General features: G+C 60.6%; 17 protein-coding genes and 2 tRNA genes. 1 reads left to right on the top strand and 18 read right to left on the bottom strand.

The features are described 5' to 3' along the window. Positions 1 to 33: 33 nt before the first annotated feature. From pnp to rlmE, 15 genes are all read right to left on the bottom strand, one after another. A complete protein-coding gene (gene pnp, locus CR917_RS04225; RefSeq protein WP_043863817.1) occupies positions 34 to 2,139 on the bottom strand; it encodes a polyribonucleotide nucleotidyltransferase in 2,106 nt (701 codons plus the stop codon). A gap of 250 nt (positions 2,140 to 2,389) precedes the next feature. Then, a complete protein-coding gene (rpsO, locus tag CR917_RS04220; protein ID WP_010222985.1) occupies positions 2,390 to 2,659 on the bottom strand; it encodes a 30S ribosomal protein S15 in 270 nt (89 codons plus the stop codon). 153 nt (positions 2,660 to 2,812) lie between these two features. Beyond that, positions 2,813 to 3,730 (bottom strand): tRNA pseudouridine(55) synthase TruB, encoded by a 918-nt coding sequence (gene truB, locus CR917_RS04215; protein ID WP_043863818.1) that lies wholly within the window; start codon positions 3,728 to 3,730, stop codon positions 2,813 to 2,815. Positions 3,731 to 3,733: 3 nt separating this feature from the next. After that, positions 3,734 to 4,135, bottom strand: a complete 402-nt coding sequence (gene rbfA, locus CR917_RS04210; RefSeq protein WP_043863819.1) for a 30S ribosome-binding factor RbfA — start codon at positions 4,133 to 4,135, stop codon at positions 3,734 to 3,736. 122 nt (positions 4,136 to 4,257) lie between these two features. Further along, the gene (gene infB, locus CR917_RS04205; protein WP_043863820.1) at positions 4,258 to 6,762 is read right to left on the bottom strand and encodes a translation initiation factor IF-2; all 2,505 of its coding nucleotides are present in this window, start codon (positions 6,760 to 6,762) and stop codon (positions 4,258 to 4,260) included. Positions 6,763 to 6,788: 26 nt separating this feature from the next. After that, positions 6,789 to 8,270 (bottom strand): transcription termination factor NusA, encoded by a 1,482-nt coding sequence (gene nusA, locus CR917_RS04200; protein WP_043863821.1) that lies wholly within the window; start codon positions 8,268 to 8,270, stop codon positions 6,789 to 6,791. A 59-nt stretch (positions 8,271 to 8,329) separates the two neighbouring features. Next, on the bottom strand, positions 8,330 to 8,788 hold the full coding sequence (gene rimP / locus CR917_RS04195; protein WP_158255574.1) for a ribosome maturation factor RimP: 459 nt from the start codon (positions 8,786 to 8,788) through the stop codon (positions 8,330 to 8,332). A 130-nt stretch (positions 8,789 to 8,918) separates the two neighbouring features. Beyond that, positions 8,919 to 8,995: transfer RNA gene (locus tag CR917_RS04190), tRNA-Met, on the bottom strand. Between the two features lie 98 nt (positions 8,996 to 9,093). Further along, positions 9,094 to 9,179, bottom strand: a tRNA-Leu gene (locus CR917_RS04185). A gap of 19 nt (positions 9,180 to 9,198) precedes the next feature. Next, entirely contained in the window at positions 9,199 to 9,585 is a 387-nt protein-coding gene (gene secG, locus CR917_RS04180) for a preprotein translocase subunit SecG (protein ID WP_078481335.1), read from the bottom strand. Positions 9,586 to 9,588: 3 nt separating this feature from the next. Beyond that, positions 9,589 to 10,344 carry a triose-phosphate isomerase gene (tpiA, locus tag CR917_RS04175; RefSeq protein ID WP_043863822.1) on the bottom strand — a complete coding sequence of 252 codons (756 nt, stop codon included), beginning with the start codon at positions 10,342 to 10,344 and terminating at the stop codon, positions 9,589 to 9,591. A 66-nt stretch (positions 10,345 to 10,410) separates the two neighbouring features. Continuing rightward, on the bottom strand, positions 10,411 to 11,751 hold the full coding sequence (gene glmM / locus CR917_RS04170; protein ID WP_054916542.1) for a phosphoglucosamine mutase: 1,341 nt from the start codon (positions 11,749 to 11,751) through the stop codon (positions 10,411 to 10,413). A gap of 20 nt (positions 11,752 to 11,771) precedes the next feature. After that, positions 11,772 to 12,623, bottom strand: coding sequence for a dihydropteroate synthase (folP, locus tag CR917_RS04165; protein WP_043863824.1), 852 nt, complete (start codon positions 12,621 to 12,623; stop codon positions 11,772 to 11,774). 8 nt (positions 12,624 to 12,631) lie between these two features. Next, on the bottom strand, positions 12,632 to 14,539 hold the full coding sequence (ftsH, locus tag CR917_RS04160; protein WP_043863825.1) for an ATP-dependent zinc metalloprotease FtsH: 1,908 nt from the start codon (positions 14,537 to 14,539) through the stop codon (positions 12,632 to 12,634). 212 nt (positions 14,540 to 14,751) lie between these two features. Continuing rightward, positions 14,752 to 15,375 carry a 23S rRNA (uridine(2552)-2'-O)-methyltransferase RlmE gene (rlmE, locus tag CR917_RS04155; protein ID WP_043863826.1) on the bottom strand — a complete coding sequence of 208 codons (624 nt, stop codon included), beginning with the start codon at positions 15,373 to 15,375 and terminating at the stop codon, positions 14,752 to 14,754. 101 nt (positions 15,376 to 15,476) lie between these two features. On the opposite strand from rlmE, the gene yhbY reads away from it, so the two are divergent. Continuing rightward, the gene (gene yhbY, locus CR917_RS04150) at positions 15,477 to 15,785 is read left to right on the top strand and encodes a ribosome assembly RNA-binding protein YhbY (RefSeq protein ID WP_038606752.1); all 309 of its coding nucleotides are present in this window, start codon (positions 15,477 to 15,479) and stop codon (positions 15,783 to 15,785) included. Between the two features lie 12 nt (positions 15,786 to 15,797). Here the strand turns inward: yhbY and CR917_RS04145 are convergent, their stop codons facing one another. From CR917_RS04145 to carB, 3 genes are read right to left on the bottom strand one after another with little or no spacing between them, the layout of a single operon-like run. Further along, positions 15,798 to 16,193, bottom strand: coding sequence for an MFS transporter (locus tag CR917_RS04145; RefSeq protein ID WP_104571925.1), 396 nt, complete (start codon positions 16,191 to 16,193; stop codon positions 15,798 to 15,800). 28 nt (positions 16,194 to 16,221) lie between these two features. Next, a complete protein-coding gene (greA, locus tag CR917_RS04140) occupies positions 16,222 to 16,704 on the bottom strand; it encodes a transcription elongation factor GreA (protein WP_078481340.1) in 483 nt (160 codons plus the stop codon). Beyond that, on the bottom strand, positions 16,701 to 19,922 hold the full coding sequence (gene carB, locus CR917_RS04135; RefSeq protein WP_043863828.1) for a carbamoyl-phosphate synthase large subunit: 3,222 nt from the start codon (positions 19,920 to 19,922) through the stop codon (positions 16,701 to 16,703). The genes greA and carB overlap by 4 nt, the downstream gene beginning before the upstream one ends. Between the last annotated feature and the right edge of the window lie 89 nt (positions 19,923 to 20,011).

Below are 20,011 nucleotides of genomic sequence, written 5' to 3'. Positions count from 1 at the left end.
CACTACCGGGCAGTTACCTGCCCTGCTGCATCATCAGACGCCCGACGCCTTGGCGGCGGCAACGTCCTTGATCGACAGCTTGATACGGCCGCGGTTGTCCACGTCCAGTACCAGTACTTCGACTTCCTGGCCTTCTTTCAGGATGTCGGTCACTTTCTCGACGCGAGCATCGCTCAGCATGGAGATGTGAACCAGACCGTCCTTGCCCGGCAGGATGTTGACGAATGCACCGAAGTCGACGATGCGCTCGACCTTGCCGACGTAGATCTTGCCGATCTCGGCTTCGGCAGTGATGCTCAGAACGCGCTGGCGCGCAGCTTCTGCAGCATCCTTGGTTTCGCCGAAGATCTTGATCGAACCGTCGTCTTCGATATCGATCGACGCCTTGGTTTCTTCGCAGATGGCACGGATGGTTGCGCCGCCCTTGCCGATGACGTCGCGAATCTTGTCGGTGTCGATCTTCATCGCGATCATGGTCGGTGCGTTTTCCGACAGCTCGGTACGCGACTGGCCAATGATCTGGTTCATCTGGCCGAGGATGTTCAGGCGCGCTTCCAGGGCCTGACCCAGGGCGATTTCCATGATCTCTTCGGTGATGCCGTTGATCTTGATGTCCATCTGCAGCGCGGTCACACCCTTGGCGGTACCGGCTACCTTGAAGTCCATGTCGCCCAGGTGGTCTTCATCACCCAGGATGTCGGTCAGGATGGCGAACTTCTCGCCCTCTTTGACCAGACCCATGGCGATACCGGCTACCGGCGCCTTCATCGGTACACCAGCGTCCATCAGGGCCAGGGAAGCGCCACAGACCGAAGCCATCGAGCTCGAACCGTTGGATTCGGTGATCTCCGACACCACGCGGATGGTGTACGGGAACACGTCGGCGGCCGGCAGCATGGCCTGGACCGAACGACGGGCCAGACGGCCGTGACCGATTTCGCGACGACCAGCACCGCCCATGCGACCACACTCGCCCACCGAGAACGGCGGGAAGTTGTAGTGCAGCATGAAGGGGTCTTTGCGCTCGCCTTCCAGGGTGTCCAGCAGCTGTGCGTCACGCGCAGTACCCAGGGTCGCAACGACCAGGGCCTGGGTTTCGCCACGGGTGAACAGGGCCGAACCGTGGGTTTTCGGCAGCACGCCGACTTCGATGTTCAGCGGGCGCACGGTCTTGGTGTCGCGACCATCGATACGTGGCTTGCCGTTGACGATGTTTTCGCGAACGGTGCGGTATTCGATTTCACCGAAGATCTCTTTGACTTCAGCGGCAGTCGGCTGGCCTTCTTCGCCGGAGAACTTGGCGATGACCTGCTCGCGCAGCTCGCCCAGGCGAGCGTAACGGTCGGCCTTGACGGTGATGGTGTAGGCATCGGACACCGCGGCACCGAATTCGCCACGAATGGCGCTCAGCAGCGGGGTGTTCTCGGCCTTGGCAGTCCAGTCCCAGGTAGGCTTGGCGGCTTCGGCAGCCAGCTCCTTGACGGCCTGGATCACGGCCTGGAATTCGTCGTGGGCGAACAGCACGGCGCCCAGCATCTGGTCTTCGGTCAGCTCCTTGGCTTCCGATTCGACCATCAGCACGGCGTCGGAGGTACCGGCAACGACCATGTCCAGGCTCGAGGCAGCCAGTTGCTCGTAGGTCGGGTTCAGCAGGTAGCCGGTGCTTTCGTGGAAAGCGACACGGGCGGCGCCGATAGGGCCTTCGAACGGAATGCCGGAGATGGCCAGCGCAGCCGAGGTACCGATCATGGCAGCGATGTCCGGATCGGTTTTCTTGCTGGTGGAAACGACGGTGCAGACAACCTGCACTTCGTTCATGAAGCCTTCAGGGAACAGCGGACGGATCGGACGGTCGATCAGACGCGAGGTCAGGGTCTCTTTCTCGGAAGGACGGCCTTCACGCTTGAAGAAACCACCAGGGATCTTGCCGGCGGCGTAGGTCTTTTCCTGATAGTGAACGGACAGGGGGAAGAAGCCTTTGCCTGGATCGGCCTGTTTGGCACCGACCACGGTCACCAGCACGGTGACATCGTTGTCGACGGTGACCAATACGGCGCCGGACGCTTGACGAGCAATACGGCCCGTCTCGAGGGTAACGGTCGATTGACCGAACTGGAATTTCTTGATTACCGGGTTCACGGTTTCCTACCTTCTTCAGTGGCTCTGGGGGAACTGGTTCTTGCGAATTCTTGGGCAGCACAGGGAATCGGCCCTGTTGGCAGTCCAGATAAAACTAGAGGTTGGGAGCCTGCCCTGCCCTTGCGGTAAACCGCGCGGGCGAGGCAGACAGCCAACCTCATAGATACGCGCGGCGTGCTCACCCGCGCGGGGGCCGAAGCCCTCGGCGGATGACAGCAGCACGCCGTGCACACCACTGACCAGGCCGCTATTAGCGACGCAGGCCCAGACGACCGATCAGGGCGCTGTAACGAGTGGTGTCTTTACCTTTCAGGTAGTCCAGCAGCTTGCGACGCTGGTTTACCATGCGGATCAGACCACGACGGGAGTGGTGGTCTTTACCGTTGGCCTTGAAGTGGCCTTGCAGCTTGTTGATGTTGGCGGTCAGCAGGGCAACCTGCACTTCCGGGCTACCGGTGTCACCGGCTGCTTGCTGGTATTCGCCAACGATCTTTGCTTTTTCTTCAACGCTGAGTGCCATCTGGCTTCTCCAATATCAAGGGAAACCGTACACACGGTTTCCAATAGGCCAGGGACAGATCCCTGTATTTAAAAGTGAGGCGTGACCGTGCCTATTGACAGCCATCCTCTTGCCCGCCAGTGCCGGGCCTGAACCCGACACTGAAGGTTTCGATCATTCCGACCGAATCAGTCGACGTGGCGCAATGCGCCCGTCTTCGCTCACTTCACCGATACCGATGAAACGACCGTTGTGATCCTGCACGCGGACCATGCCGAACTTCGGCGCATCCGGTGCACGCACCGGCTGACCATGCAGCCAGTAGAACGCGCTGTGCTCGGAGAAGTGCAGCAACGGCCAGTCCTGCAACCCGCTGTCCGATGGCATCAGGAAGCGGTCGACCGCTTCGTTGCCACCTTCGGCGTGCACCTGCTCGAGCTCTTCGAGGGTGACGGTCTGGGCCAGTTCGAAGGGGCCTGCATGCGTACGGCGCAGTTCTGCAACATAGGCGCCGCAGCCCAGCTGCTCACCGATGTCCTCTACCAGCGTACGGATGTAGGTGCCCTTGCTGCAGCCTACCGAGAGGCGTACCCGGGTGCCTTCGCACTCGAGCAGCTCCAAGCGGTTAATAGTAACAGAACGCGCTTCACGCTCCACTACTTCGCCTGCACGTGCCAGCTTGTACAGCGGCTGGCCATCGCGCTTGAGCGCCGAGTACATCGGCGGTATCTGGCTGATTGGACCACGAAACTGTGGCAGTACGGCTTCAACGTCGCTGCGACCAACGGTCACTTCGCGGGTTTGCAGAATTTCGCCTTCGGCGTCGCCCGTGTTGGTGGTCTGCCCCAGTTGCATCACCGTCTCGTAGCCCTTGTCGGACTCGAGCAGGTATTGCGAGAACTTTGTCGCCTCGCCGAAGCACAGCGGCAGCACGCCACTGGCCAGCGGGTCGAGGCTGCCGGTATGTCCGGCCTTCTCGGCGTTGAGCAGCCAGCGCACCTTCTGCAGGGCAGCATTGGAGGTGAACCCCAACGGCTTGTCGAGCAGGATGATGCCGCTGACGTTACGACGGATACGCTTGACCTGAGCCACCGCTTACTCCTTGGTGTCCAGGGGGGTATCGTCGGACTTGTGCTGGCTGTCCTCGGCGACCGCGCGCTCGATCAGTGCCGACAGATGGGCACCGCGGGTCACGCTCTCGTCGTAGTGGAAGTGCAGTTGCGGCACACTGCGCAGCTTCATTTCCTTGCCCAGTTGCATGCGCAGGAAACCGGCGGCGCTGTTGAGTACCTTGAGGCTTTGCTTGATGTCTTCTGCGCTGTCCTCGCCCATCACGGTGATGAACACCTTGGCGTGGCCGACATCGCGGCTGACGTCGACGGCAGTGATGGTCACCAGGCCGACGCGCGGATCTTTGACTTCGCGACGGATCAGTTGCGCCAGCTCGCGCTGCATCTGATCGCCGATACGTTGGGTACGGCTGTATTCTTTTGCCATGTTTTGCTACCTGTAACTAAAGCGGCAAACGCCCGGCCAGGCTTGGGCCTGACCGGGCGTTGCGTTCAGAGCCGCCGACCTGCGCCTTGCGGCGGGCGATCTGCGGCTCCCAAGCTCGCGGCTTAGAGCGTGCGAGCCACTTGGACTTTCTCGAAGACTTCGATCTTGTCGCCGACCTTGACGTCGTTGTAGCTCTTGACGCCAATACCGCACTCCATGCCGGCACGTACTTCGGACGCATCGTCCTTGAAGCGACGCAGCGACTCCAGTTCGCCTTCGAAGATCACCACGTCGTCGCGCAGTACGCGAATCGGACGGTTGCGGTAAACCACACCCTCGGTGACCATGCAGCCGGCGATGGCGCCGAACTTCGGCGAACGGAACACGTCACGCACTTCGGCGATACCCAGGATGTTCTCGCGAACATCGCTGCCGAGCATGCCGGTCAGGGCTTTCTTGACGTCTTCAATGATGTCGTAGATCACGTTGTAGTAACGCATATCCAGACCTTCCTGCTCGACGATCTTGCGCGCGCCAGCATCGGCACGCACGTTGAAGCCGAACAGTACTGCATTGGAAGCCAGGGCCAGGTTGGCGTCGCTCTCGGTGATACCACCGACACCGCCGCCGATCACGCGAACCTGTACTTCGTCGTTGCCAAGACCGCTGAGGGAGCCCTGCAGGGCCTCCAGAGAACCACGCACATCGGACTTGAGTACGATGTTGAGGGTCTTCTTCTCTTCCTGGCCCATGTTCTCGAAGATGTTCTCGAGCTTGCCAGCGTGGGCACGTGCCAGTTTGACTTCGCGGAACTTGCCTTGACGGAACAGAGCCACTTCACGGGCTTTCTTCTCGTCGGCAACCACGCTCAGTTCGTCACCGGCATCCGGGGTGCCATCCAGGCCAAGAATCTCGACCGGGATCGACGGGCCGGCTTCCTTAACAGGCTTGCCGTTCTCGTCGAGCATGGCCCGTACACGGCCGTAGTTCGAACCGCACAGCACCATGTCGCCCTGACGCAGGGTACCGTCCTGAACCAGCACGGTAGCCACCGGGCCACGGCCCTTGTCCAGACGCGACTCGACCACGACACCACGGCCAGGTGCCGATGGGGTGGCCTTGAGCTCGAGGATCTCGGCTTGCAGCAGAACGGCTTCGAGCAGTTCGTCGACGCCGGTACCCATCTTGGCCGAAACCTTGACGAATGGCGTGTCGCCACCCCAGTCCTCGGAGGTCACGCCTTCGACGGCCAGTTCGTTGCGGATGCGGTCCAGGTCTGCACCTGGCTTGTCGATCTTGTTCACTGCAACGACCAGTGGAACACCTGCCGCCTTGGCGTGCTGTACCGCTTCACGGGTTTGCGGCATCACGCCGTCGTCCGCCGCGACCACCAGGATCACGATGTCGGTCGCCTTGGCACCACGGGCACGCATTGCGGTAAACGCGGCGTGACCCGGGGTGTCGAGGAAGGTGACCATGCCGCGGTCGGTTTCCACGTGGTACGCACCGATGTGCTGGGTGATACCACCGGCTTCGCCGGCAGCTACCTTGGCACGACGGATGTAGTCGAGCAGGGAAGTCTTACCGTGGTCAACGTGGCCCATTACGGTCACGACCGGCGCACGGGAGAACGACTCGCCTTCGAACTTCAGGGACTCGGCCAGGGAATCTTCCAGCGCGTTGTCGCTGACCAGCGTGACCTTGTGGCCCAGCTCTTCGGCGATCAGCTGAGCAGTTTCCTGATCGAGCACCTGGTTGATGGTGACCGGAGTACCCATCTTGAACATGAACTTGACGACTTCAGCGGCCTTGACCGACATCTGCTGTGCCAGCTCGGAAACGGTGATGGTCTCGCCAATGGCCACGTCGCGGATAACCGGACCGGTCGGGCTCTGGAAGCCGTGGGCATTGCGCTTCTTCATCTTGCCCTTGCCACGGCCACCACGGCGGAAGCTGTCGCTTTCCTCTTCGGTGGTACGTGGGGCGGCACGTGGAGCTGGCGCCTTTTCCTTTTCCTTGACCTTGACCGATACGCGCGGGGCCTCGTTGCGGCGCTCGCCACCACGGCGGTCGTCGTCACGCGACTTGTCGTTGCGACGGGCGTCTTCGGCTTTCTTGCGCTCGACACCCGGGGCCGGAGCTGCAACCGGCTCGGCAGCTGCAGGCGCAGCCGTCACGGCTGGTGCTGCAGCGGCTGGCGCAGGTGCGCTGGCCGGCTGACGGCTGGCGGATTCTTCGGCACGTTTACGCGCTTCAGCTTCAGACTTGTCGCGTGCTGCGTTTTCAGCGGCACGACGTTCTTCCAGCTCGCGATTCTGCTCAGCCTGGATTTCTTCGGGGCTGCGCTGTACGAAAACTTTCTTCTTGCGTACTTCTACGCTGATGCTCTTGCTACCAGCAACACGCAGGGTGCTGGTGGTCTTGCGCTGCAAGGTAATCTTGCGCGGCTCTTCCACCTTCGCCTTGTGGCTGCTTTTCAAGTGGGTCAGCAGAGCCTGCTTCTCACTGTCGGTCACTACCTGACCGGCGTCGGTGTGCGGCAGACCTGCCTCACGCATCTGCTGCAGCAGGCGCTCTACCGGTGCAGCGACCTCTTGGGCCAATTCTTTCACCGTGACTTGCGTCATGCACTTCTCTCCTCAGGCCAGCCTACTTACTCGAACCAGTGGGCTCGGGCGGCCATGATCAACTTGCCGGCACGTTCTTCGTCGATGCCGTCGATGTCGAGCAGGTCATCAATCGACTGCTCGGCCAGGTCTTCGCGGGTAACCACGCCGCGCACCGCCAGTTCCGCCGCCAGATCCTTGTCCATACCCTCAAGCGAGAGCAGGTCTTCGGCCGGATGGGCGTCTGCCAGTTTTTCCTCAGTAGCGATGGCTTTGGTCAACAGGCGGTCCTTGGCACGCGCGCGGAGTTCGTTGACGATCTCCTCGTCGAAGCCATCGATGTTGAGCATTTCTTCCAGCGGTACGTAGGCAATTTCTTCCAGGCTGGTGAAACCTTCGTCAACGAGAACCTGCGCCAGCTCTTCGTCGACTTCCAGCTCTTCGATGAAGTTACGCAGAATGTCGCCGGTTTCAGCTTGTTGCTTGGCCTGGATGTCCGACTCGGTCATCACGTTCAGGGTCCAGCCGGTCAACTGGCTGGCCAGACGTACGTTCTGACCACCACGGCCAATGGCTTGCGCCAGATTGTCCGCGGCTACAGCGATGTCCATCGCGTGGGCATCTTCATCAACGATGATCGCCGCGACTTCTGCCGGCGACATGGCGTTGATGACAAACTGGGCCGGGTTGTCGTCCCACAGGACGATATCCACTCGCTCGCCGCCCAACTCGCCAGACACTGCCTGTACGCGCGAACCGCGCATACCGATGCAGGCGCCTTGCGGGTCGATGCGCTTGTCCTTGGAGCGGACAGCGATCTTGGCGCGAGAACCCGGGTCACGGGAAGCCGCCATGACCTCGATAAGGCCCTCGGCGATTTCCGGCACTTCGATGCGGAACAGTTCGATCAGCATCTGGGGCGCGGTACGCGACAGGATCAGCTGCGGGCCGCGGTTTTCGGTGCGGATTTCCTTGAGCAGCGCACGTACACGCACACCGACACGGAAAGTCTCGCGGGAGATGATGTCTTCACGGGCCAGCAGCGCTTCGGCGTTGTTGCCCAGGTCGACGATCACGTTGTCACGGGTAACCTTCTTGACGGTACCCGAGATGATTTCGCCCAGACGCTCGCGATAGGCATCGACCACCTGTGCGCGCTCGGCTTCGCGGACCTTCTGCACGATGACCTGCTTGGCGGTCTGTGCAGCGATGCGGCCGAACTCGATGGACTCGATCTTCTCTTCGATGACATCGCCAACCTTGGCTTCAGGATGGGTTTCCTGAATCTTGCTTGGCCAGGTTTCGATCGCAGGATCGTCAAGATCCTCTTCCTCGACCACCGTCCAGCGACGGAAGGTCTCGTAGTTACCGGTGTGGCGGTTGATCTCCACACGCAGGTCGACTTCATCTTCGAAGCGCTTCTTGGTAGCAGTGGCCAGGGCCACTTCCAATGCTTCGAAAATCACGTCTGCCGGTACACCCTTTTCATTGGATACCGACTCAACAACCAGCAGTACTTCTTTGCTCATCGTACGCCTCGCCTTTCGCAAGCCATTGGGTCCGCACGAACTATCGGACCCGGCATGTCTCAGTCAAAACTGGGAATAATGTTGGCCTTGTCGATCATGTCGATCGGCAGAAGGAATTCGTGTTCATCTACCTGCACCACGACATCCTGCTCTTCCACACCGCGCAGAAGGCCCTGAAAATTACGTCGACCTTCGAAAGGCGAGCGCAGTTTAATCTTCACCTGCTCACCGACATACTTTGCAAACTGTTCAAGTGTGAACAGCGGGCGTTCCATGCCAGGAGAGGAAACTTCAAGGGTGTATTCAACGGAAATGGGATCTTCGACATCCAGAATGCCGCTGATCTGACGGCTGACGATGGCGCAGTCATCCACCAGCACACCGCCTTCTTTGTCGATATAAACGCGCAACATTGAGTGGCGGCCTTGAGCCGAAAACTCGATACCCCAGCATTCATAGCCTAGGGCCACGACCACCGGGGCCAACAAGGCCTGCAACTCTTCTAGCTTGCTCGACACCTGAACCCCCTTGTGCATGCTATGCAAATAAAAAATGGGCGAAGCGCCCATCCCTGATACGCCGGGTGAATACCGGCGCTGAGAACTGATCAGCTAACAAAAAGCCCCTGAAAAGGGGCTCTGCTGAAACTGGTTGCGGGGGCTGGATTTGAACCAACGACCTTCGGGTTATGAGCCCGACGAGCTACCAGACTGCTCCACCCCGCGTCAAAGCTGGGGCGAAAGTATACGACCGAACCCCGCGAGGGGTCAATCTAACCTCCACCTACAAGAAAGCCCGCTGTAGCGGGCTGTCTTGTTTCAATTGGTACCGAGAAGGGGACTCGAACCCCTACACCCTATGGGCACAACCACCTCAAGGTTGCGTGTCTACCAATTCCACCACCTCGGCAATACTACTTTGAAACCCGTTACTTCTGCTCTTGAGCTGGAGGTACATCGCCGGTGTTGCTGGCGGGTGCCTGTTGCTCCTGGAGCACCGGTACATCATCTGTTGCCGGTTTTTGCTGCTTCACTTCAAGTACCGCTGGATCTGGAAGCCCTACCTGAGTCAGCTGATGAGCTTTCTCTTTAGCAAAGTAACCTAACCCTAGGGCAGTTATGAAGAAACTGGCGGCAAGTATAGCAGTAAACTTACTAAGAAAGGTAGCAGAACCTTGGCTTCCGAACACAGTATTTGAAGCCCCTGCGCCGAAAGATGCACCTGCTTCCGCACCTTTACCCTGTTGCAGCAACACCAGCACTACCAAACCCAGTGCGCCCAACAGATGAAAAACTACTACGACTGTTTCCAGCATTTTTCAGTTTCCTGCGGCGCGACAAATTGCACCGAATTCGTCTGCGTTCAGGGAAGCTCCACCAATGAGCCCCCCATCGATATCCGGCATGCCGAACAGCTCAGCCGCATTGGCCGCCTTCACGCTGCCGCCGTATAGAAGCCGCACATTCATCGCGACCTCTGAATTCTTTGCCGCCAGTTGCTCACGAATGGCCTTGTGCACATCCTGAGCCTGTTGCGGGCTGGCCGTGAGGCCGGTGCCGATGGCCCATACAGGCTCATAGGCAATGATTGCACTGGCGAAGGCCTCAACACCGAATGCGTCGATGATGCTGCTCAACTGACGCCCTACAACCTCAAGCGTCTTGCCAGCTTCGCGCTCCTCCAGGGTTTCCCCTACACAGAGCACAGGCTTCAACCCGCAAGCCTGAGCCGCAGCGAACTTGCGATTCAGCACTTCGTCGCTTTCGCCCAGTATCTGGCGACGCTCCGAGTGCCCGATCAGCACCAGCTCACATCCCGCATCGACCAGCTGACTCGGAGCAACCTCACCGGTCAGCGCGCCTTGCTGGGGCTCTACCGCAGAATCCTGAGCACCCACGGCTATCGACTTGCCCTGCAACCCTTCAATCGCTTGATTGATGTACAGGCAGGGCGGGAACACCGCGACTTCAACACCGCTCGGCAGGGCTAGATTGCTCAAGCCCTTGATCAGCTCAGCGACGCTGGCGCGGGTACCGTGCATCTTCCAGTTACCAGCTACCATAGGGCGACGCATGCTGTACCTCGTCGGTCAAAGTGGGCGCAGATGTTACCCAACCCGATCACCACTGGCAAGCGCTAATCAGGCGCAAACTTCAGTTACCAGCTTTGCCAGTTCCTCGGCATAGCCGCGCACCTGACTTTCGTCATCACCTTCGACCATCACACGCACCAGTGGCTCTGTGCCGGACTTGCGCAGCAGCACGCGACCACGACCCGCCATGGCCTCGGTGACCCGCTCGCAGGCCTGCTTGACCGCCGGGTGCTCGACAGGGTCTACCTTGCTCTCGCCAAAGCGAACATTGATCAGCACCTGCGGGCATTTGCGCAGCGCCTGACGGGCCTGAGCCAGGGTTTCACCGCGACGCTTGAGCGCCATCAGCACCTGCAGGGCAGCGATGATCGCATCCCCTGTGGTGGTATGACTGAAGCACACCACGTGCCCGGAGTTCTCGCCGCCGATGTTCCAGTCGCGCTCCAGCAGTTCGGCCATCACATAGCGGTCACCCACCTTGGCACGCACAAACGGTATCGAGAGCTCCTGCAAGGCCAGTTCGAGGCCCAGGTTGCTCATCAGCGTACCCACAACGCCACCATTGAGCTTGCCACGCTCCTGGAGGTCACGGGCAATGATGAACAGCAATTCGTCACCATCGACGATCGCGCCGGTATGGTCGACCATCAGCACCCGGTCACCGTCACCGTCGAACGCGATCCCCAGGTCGGCATGCCCTACCAGCACCGCCGCCTGAAGCGACTCGATATGGGTCGAACCGCAGTTCTCGTTGATGTTGAGGCCATCCGGCTGCGCGGCCAGCACCGTGACATCGGCGCCGAGCTCGCGAAACACGCTGGGGGCCACCTTGTACGTGGCGCCGTGGGCGCAGTCGACCACCAGCTTGAGGCCGGCGAAATCGGTACTGGTCGGCACGCTGCTCTTGCAGAACTCGATGTAGCGGCCGGCCGCGTCGTTGATGCGCGACACCTTGCCCAGCTTGCTCGACTCGACCACTGTCATGGGCTTGTCGAGCAACTCCTCGATCATCTGCTCCACATCGTCGGGCAGCTTGGTGCCCTGACCGGAGAAGAACTTGATGCCGTTGTCGTCATGCGGATTGTGCGACGCACTGATGACGATCCCGGCTTCGGCATGAAAGGTGCGGGTCAGGTAGGCGATGGCCGGCGTCGGCATCGGGCCGAGCAGCAGCACATCTGCGCCCGCCGCAGACAGACCGGCCTCAAGGGCCGACTCGAACATGTAGCCGGAGATACGCGTGTCCTTGCCTACGAGCACCCGGCAGGCGCCGAGCTTGCGAAAGGCCATGCCTGCGGCCCAACCGAGCTTGAGCATGAAATCCGGCGTGATCGGGTATTCGCCGACACGGCCACGAATGCCGTCGGTACCAAAATATTTTCTGCTCATAGTGAAATGCTCCGTCACTCTTATTCGGCGGCTTCAACCGCTGCAATCATCCGTACCACGTCGACGGTCTCGGCAACATCGTGAACCCGCAGGATGCTCGCACCCCGGGTCATCGCCAGCGCAGCAAGCGCCAGGCTGCCATAAAGCCGCTCACCGACCGGACGCTCCAGCGCCAGGCCGATCATGCTCTTGCGCGAAACGCCCACCAGGAGGGGACGGCCCAGGCGATAAAGGTCCTGCATATGCTTGAACAGGCTGAGGTTGTGCGCAAGCGTCTTGGCAAAACCAAAGCCCGGATCGAGCACAATCTTTTCGGCGCCGATACCCACCGAAGCACAGGCTGCCATGCGCTGCTCGAGAAACATCGCCACCTCGACGGTCACATCGTCGTAGTGCGGGTTGTTCTGCATGTCGCCGGGCTCGCCGCGCATGTGCATAAGGCAGACCGGCAAACCGGTGGCTGCAGCGGCATCCAGGGCGCCATCGCGGGTCAGCGAGCGCACATCGTTGATCAGCCCCGCGCCCAGGCGGGCAGTCTCGCGGATCACAGCCGGCGTCGAGGTATCTACCGAGATGATGACATCCAGCTCGCGACTGATCGCTTCGACAATGGGTGCAACCCGCTCGAGCTCTTCGAGAGCAGTAACCACGCGTGCACCTGGCCGGGTGGACTCCCCACCGACATCGACAAGCGTAGCACCGGCCGCCACCATCGCTTCGGCATGGCGCAAGGCCGCATCACGCTGGGTGAAACGACCGCCGTCCGAGAAGGAATCAGGGGTTATGTTGAGAATACCCATCACATGGGTACGGGAAAGGTCGAGAACCCGGTTGCCGCAAGGCAACCGGGTTGGGTACTGCTGTGAAGTCATGTCAACCCTTAGAGCTGCGCCGCCGGACCACCGATCGGGGACTCGGGGCGATCACCTTGCGTGGCAGAGGTGCCCGAAGTGCCCGAACCACCTTCCCAGTCACGTGGCTCACGCGGCTCGCGACCGGCCATGATGTCGTCGATCTGGTCAGCATCGATGGTCTCGTACTTCATCAGTGCATCGGCCATTGCATCGAGCTTGTCACGGTTTTCGGTGAGGATCTGCTTGGCAGTGGCATAGCACTGGTCGATGATGCTGCGCACCTCGGAGTCGATCAACTTGGCCGTCTCGCCCGAAACGCTGGCGTGCTGGGAACCGGCACTGCGGCCCAGGAACACTTCGCCTTCTTCTTCGGCGTACATCAGCGGGCCGAGTTTTTCCGACAAGCCCCACTTGGTGACCATGTTGCGAGCGATCTGGCTGGCTCGCATGATGTCGTTGGAGGCACCCGTGGTAACGCCATCGAAGCCAAGGGTCATTTCCTCGGCGATACGACCACCGTACAACGAGCAGATCTGACTGATCAGCGCACGCTTGGACAGGCTGTAGCGGTCCTCTTCCGGCAGGAACATCGTGACGCCCAGGGCGCGACCGCGCGGAATGATCGAGACCTTGTACACAGGGTCGTGCTCGGGCACCACGCGACCGACGATGGCGTGACCCGCCTCGTGGTAAGCGGTGTTCTGCTTCTCTTTCTCGGACATGACCATCGACTTGCGCTCGGCGCCCATCATGATCTTGTCCTTGGCCAGCTCGAACTCCTTCATCTCGACCACACGCTTGCCGCCGCGCGCAGCGAACAGCGACGCCTCGTTGACCAGGTTGGCCAGGTCGGCACCGGAGAAGCCGGGCGTACCACGAGCGATTACGGCAGGGTTCACGTTGTCGCCGATCGGCGTCTTGCGCATGTGCACCTTGAGAATCTGCTCGCGACCACGGATGTCGGGCAGGCCAACGACCACTTGGCGGTCGAAACGGCCTGGACGCAGCAACGCAGGATCAAGCACGTCCGGACGGTTGGTAGCGGCGATCACGATGATGCCGTCGTTCATTTCGAAGCCGTCCATCTCCACCAGCAACTGGTTGAGGGTCTGCTCGCGCTCGTCATGACCACCGCCCATGCCGGCGCCACGGTGGCGACCGACGGCGTCGATTTCGTCGATGAAGATGATGCACGGTGCGTGCTTCTTGGCCTGCTCGAACATGTCACGTACACGGCTGGCACCGACACCCACGAACATTTCAACGAAGTCGGAACCGGAAATGGTGAAGAACGGCACCTTGGCCTCACCCGCAATGGCCTTGGCCAGCAGGGTCTTACCGGTACCGGGCGGGCCGACCATCAGCACGCCGCGCGGAATACGACCGCCCAGGCGCTGGAACTTGCCTGGATCACGCAGGAACTCGACCAGCTCGCCAACCTCTTCCTTGGCTTCATCGCAACCTGCGACGTCGGCCAGGGTGGTCTTGACCTGGTCTTCGGAGAGCAGGCGCGCCTTGCTCTTGCCGAAACTCATCGGCCCACCCTTGCCACCGGCACCGCCCTGCATCTGGCGCATGAAGAACATGAACACGGCGATGATGACCAGGATCGGGAAGCTGGCGACCAGCAACTGGGTCCAGATGCTTTGTTGTTCAGGCTGCTTGCCTTCGACCACGACGTGGTTGTCGACCAGGTCGCCGATCAGGCCGTTGTCGGCGATCGCGGGACGCACGGTCTTGAAGCTGTCGCCGTCGGTACGCTTACCAATGATGACTGCACCGTCGACCGTCACACGCTCGACCTTGCCATCCTTGACCTGCTGAATGAAGTCGGAATAGTTGAGGGTCTGCGGCTCGTTCGGGCTGGAGAAGTTGTTCATCACGGTCACCAGGACCGCGGCGATGATCAACCACAGGATCAGATTCTTTGCCATGTCGTTCAATTAGCTACCCTCTGAGGCAGGCCTTAGGCGCAGCCGTGCCTCGCATGATAATCACCGGCTTAACTTACTACATTACCTACATGTCTGCAGGCGCCGTCTGTAACCCTTTGTGAAACCTAGACTACACGATGTTCATCCAGGTCAGGCAGGACATCCGATTGGAAATAGCTATCGGATACCCTGGAAGCTGCCGGCCTGAAGCCCTACTCGCCCTTGTAGCCACGCCCCAGCATGTACTGCTCGCGGGAGCGATCGCGTGAAGAATCGGGCTTGAGCATCTGCACCTTGTCGAATTTCTTGCGGGCGTCCTTGAGGTAGACGTCAAACCCCTCGCCCTGAAAGATCTTGATCAGAAAATCGCCACCCGGCTTGAGTACCCGGGTCGCCAGATCAAGGGCCAGCTCGCACAGGAACATGGCCTTGGGCATATCCACAGCGGGCGTACCACTCATATTGGGGGCCATATCGGAAATCACAAGGTCTACGTGCGAATTACCGACCGCCTCGAGAATCTGCGCCAGCACTTCATCCTGGGTAAAGTCGCCCTGGATGAAGGTAACGTCGGGAATACTGTCCATTTCGAGGATGTCCGAGGCAATCAGACGCCCCTGACCGCCAATCAGACGACTGGTCACCTGCGACCAGCCACCGGGCGCCGCGCCCAGATCGATCACGCTCATGCCCGGGCGGATCAAACGGTACTTTTCCTGGATTTCGAGCAATTTGTAGCTCGCGCGCGAGCGATATCCGTCCTTTTGCGCCTTTTTGACGTAAGGATCGTTGAAGTGTTCTTTCAGCCAGCCAAGGCTTGTCTTGGAACGCGCCACTGGGCACCTCGATGATAAGGGTCGTGATTAACTGGGCGGATCCACGGGCCCTCGGGTAAAATGGCCGCCATTTTTACAGAATCTAGACAAAGGGTCAGATTATGCCGCTCAATAACGAGCAGAAGAAACAGTACAAATCCATTGGCCACGATCTGAAACCAGTTCTGATTGTGGCAGGCAACGGCCTGACTGAAGGGGTTATCGCCGAACTCGAGCGCGCCCTGGCCGATCACGAACTGATCAAGGTAGAGATCCGCTCGGAAGACCGCGAAGAACGTGCCGCCGCCATTGCCGCACTGTGCAAGGCCGGTCGCGCCGAACTGGTGCAGACCATCGGCAAGAAGGCACTGATCTATCGCCGCAACCCGCAGCCCAACAAGCAACTGTCGAACATCCACCGCTACAAGTGATGTTCGCGCCGTTCAGTGGCGCGCCTTGCGCGCCCTGCCCGGTGGCGGCTGCAGCACCAGCAGCAAACCGCTGAGGCCCAGCACCAGGTAGCAGAACAGCTGCCAACGCAACTGCCCCGCCCCGCCAACCCGCAAGACGAAATACATCACGCACGCCGCCACTGCCATCAGCAGCAGTTGCCCACGCATGTCTCGCCACAGGCTGGCCATCCCTTCGGCCTGAATCAGCACCAGCACCTGCACGCCGCAGCCCGCCGCCGCAAAGGCGACCAGCAGCGACGCGGCCAGCACGCCAAAATCTTCGATCAACAGCGGCGCCAGGCCAATCTGGCCCAGCACCGGCAGTACCGCAAAATGCAGCATCCACACGCCGCCGACCCAGAGCACCTGGGCCAGCTGCCAGATCACTGCCGACGCGGCAAAGCCGCGTGGGCGATCAAATGTGACGGACTTCGACAATCTCGTACTCGACTGTGCCGCTCGGCGTCTTGATCACCACAGTGTCACCCTCTTCCTTGCCGATGATGGCGCGGGCGATCGGAGCACCGACCGAGAGCTTGCCGTTCTTGACGTCCGCCTCGTCCTCACCAACGATCTGGTAGGTCACCTGATCGCCGGTTTCGGTGTTTTCAAGGTTCACGGTGGTACCGAAGATCACCTTGCCCGTGTGGGCAATGGTGGTAACGTCGATCACTACCGCATTCTGCAGGCGGCCTTCGATATCGCGGATACGCGCCTCGACCATGCCCTGTTCTTCACGGGCAGCGTGGTACTCGGCGTTTTCCTTGAGGTCGCCCAGCTCGCGGGCTTCGCCAATCGCCTGGCTCAGGCGCGGGCGCTCGGTCTTGCTCAAAAAGAGATGCTCTTCCTCCAGGGCGCGAGCGCCCTGAACGGTCATCGGGTATTTGGTAATACTCATGCTTTGAGTCCTGCATGCAGATCCTGCAAGCGACGTACGGTTTTTTCCGGACCGAACTTCAGCGCTTCGCAGATGGCTTCACCGGCCGCAATAGTCGTGGTGCAGTAGATCTTGTGCTGCAACGCATTGCGACGAATCGAGTAGGAGTCGGCAATCGACTGGCGACCTTCGGTGGTGTTGATGATCAGCGACACTTCGTCGTTCTTGATCATGTCGACCACGTGCGGACGACCTTCGGTCACCTTGTTCACGCGACGCACTTTCAAGCCTGCCGCCTCGATGATCTTGGCGGTACCGGCCGTGGCAACCACTTCGAAGCCCAGGTTGATCAGGTCGCGGGCAACGCCAGCCACCTGCGGCTTGTCGTCGTCACGCACGCTGATGAACGCGGTGCCGCCGGTCGGCAGCACTTCGCTGGCGCCCATCTGGGCCTTGGCGAAGGCTTCGCCGAAGGTGTCGCCGACACCCATGACTTCACCGGTGGACTTCATTTCAGGGCCGAGGATCGGATCGACGCCCGGGAACTTCGCGAACGGGAACACCGCTTCCTTCACGCTGTAGAAGTTCGGAATGATTTCCTGGGTGAAACCGATCTCCTTCAGGGTCTTGCCGGCCATGACGCGAGCCGCAATCATCGCCAGCGAGGTGCCGATGCACTTGGACACGAACGGTACGGTACGCGAAGCACGCGGGTTGACCTCGATCACGTAGATCTTGTCGCCCTGCAGCGCCAGCTGCACGTTCATCAGGCCGACAACGCCCAGTTCCAGTGCCATCTTCTTGACCTGGTCGCGCACTTCGTCCTGCACGTGGGCAGGCAGCGAGTACGGCGGCAGCGAGCATGCCGAGTCACCGGAGTGAACACCGGCCTGCTCGATGTGCTGCATGATCGCGCCGATCACCACGTCGGTGCCGTCGCAGACCGCATCCACGTCCATCTCGATGGCGCAGTTGAGGAAGTGGTCCAGCAGCACAGGGCTGTCGTTGGACACCTGCACCGCTTCACGCAGGTAGCGCTTGAGTTCGTCCAGTTCGTAGACAATCTCCATCGCACGGCCGCCCAGTACGTAGGACGGGCGCACCACCAGCGGGTAACCGATGACGCCGGCAGCACGAATCGCTTCGTCTTCGCTGCGCACGGTGGCGTTTGGCGGCTGCAGCAGGTTCAGGCGCTGAACCATCTGCTGGAAGCGCTCACGGTCTTCGGCACGGTCGATGGAGTCCGGGCTGGTACCGATGATCGGTACGCCGGCTTCTTCCAGGGCACGGGCCAGTTTCAGCGGAGTCTGGCCGCCGTAGTGCACGATGACGCCTTTCGGCTTCTCGACACGCACCACTTCCAGCACGTCTTCCAGGGTCAGCGGCTCGAAGTACAGGCGGTCGGAGGTATCGTAATCGGTGGAGACGGTCTCCGGGTTGCAGTTGACCATGATGGTCTCGTAGCCGTCTTCACGCAGTGCCAGTGCCGCATGGACGCAGCAGTAGTCGAACTCGATGCCCTGGCCGATACGGTTGGGGCCGCCACCCAGGATCATGATCTTGTCGCGGGTCGACGGGTTGGCCTCGCACTCTTCCTCGTAGGTGGAGTACAGATAGGCGGTGTCGGTGGCGAACTCGGCAGCGCAGGTATCGACGCGCTTGTAGACCGGGAAGATCTCGAGCTTGTGACGGTGACGACGCAGGTTCTTGTCGGTGATGCCCAGCAGCTTGGCCAGGCGCTGGTCAGAGAAGCCCTTGCGCTTGAGGCGCAGCATCAGTGCCTTGTCGATATCGGCCAGGCCCAGGGTCTTGACCTTCTCTTCTTCCTTGATCAGGTCTTCCATCTGCACCAGGAACCAGCGGTCGATCATGGTCAGGGCGAAGATTTCATCCACGCTCATGCCCGAACGCATGGCGTCGGCCACGTACCAGATACGCTCGGCGCCCGGCACGGTCAGCTCGCGCTTGAGGATGCTGGCAGCTTCCGGGCTGGCCAGGTCGACTTTCGGGTCCAGCCCGCATACACCGACTTCCAGGCCGCGCAGGGCTTTCTGCAGCGACTCCTGGAAGGTGCGGCCGATGGCCATGACTTCACCCACGGATTTCATCTGGGTGGTCAGGCGGGCATCGGCTTTCGGGAATTTTTCGAAGGCAAAGCGCGGCAGCTTGGTGACGACGTAGTCGATCGACGGCTCGAACGAGGCCGGCGTGCGACCACCGGTGATGTCGTTCTGCAGTTCATCGAGGGTGTAGCCAACAGCCAGCTTGGCGGCGATCTTGGCGATCGGGAAGCCGGTGGCTTTCGAGGCCAGGGCCGAGGAACGCGAAACCCGCGGGTTCATCTCGATCACGACCATGCGGCCAGTGTCCGGGCAGATACCGAACTGCACGTTGGAGCCGCCGGTTTCGACACCGATTTCACGCAGCACCGCCAGCGAGGCGTTGCGCATGATCTGGTATTCCTTGTCGGTCAGGGTCTGTGCCGGTGCGACGGTGATCGAGTCACCGGTGTGCACGCCCATCGGGTCGAAGTTCTCGATGGAGCAGACGATGATGCAGTTGTCCTTTTTGTCGCGGACCACTTCCATCTCGTACTCTTTCCAGCCGATCAGCGATTCGTCGATCAGCAGTTCCTTGGTTGGCGACAGGTCCAGACCACGGGCGCAGATTTCTTCGAATTCTTCACGGTTGTAGGCGATGCCGCCACCGGTGCCGCCCATGGTGAAGGACGGGCGGATGATGCACGGGAAGCCCAGCTTCTCGAGCACCGCATTGGCCTCTTCCATGCTGTGGGCGATACCCGAGCGCGGGCATTCCAGGCCGATGGCCTTCATGGCCTTGTCGAAACGCGAGCGGTCTTCGGCCTTGTCGATGGTGTCGGCGTTGGCACCGATCATTTCCACGCCGAATTTTTCCAGGACGCCTTCGCGCTCCAGGTCCAGTGCGCAGTTCAGCGCGGTCTGGCCGCCCATGGTCGGCAGCAGCGCGTCAGGGCGCTCCTTCTCGATGATCTTGGCCACCGACTGCCACTTGATCGGCTCGATGTAGGTGGCGTCGGCCATGGCCGGGTCGGTCATGATGGTGGCCGGGTTGGAGTTCACCAGGATGACGCGAAAACCCTCCTCGCGCAGGGCCTTGCAGGCCTGGGCGCCGGAGTAGTCGAATTCGCAGGCCTGGCCGATCACGATCGGGCCGGCGCCGAGAATCAGGATGCTTTTGATGTCTGTACGTTTTGGCATGGGTTGTCACTCAAATCCGCGGGTCAGTGGGCAAGCTGTGTCGAACAATCCACTCGAGGAGCGCCTGAACGCGGCCTGTGCCGGTTCAG

The sequence above is a fragment of the Pseudomonas sp. BRM28 genome, from assembly GCF_002939405.1.
Classification (GTDB): domain Bacteria; phylum Pseudomonadota; class Gammaproteobacteria; order Pseudomonadales; family Pseudomonadaceae; genus Aquipseudomonas; species Aquipseudomonas palmensis.
This window is presented reverse-complemented; position numbering and strand designations above follow the sequence as displayed.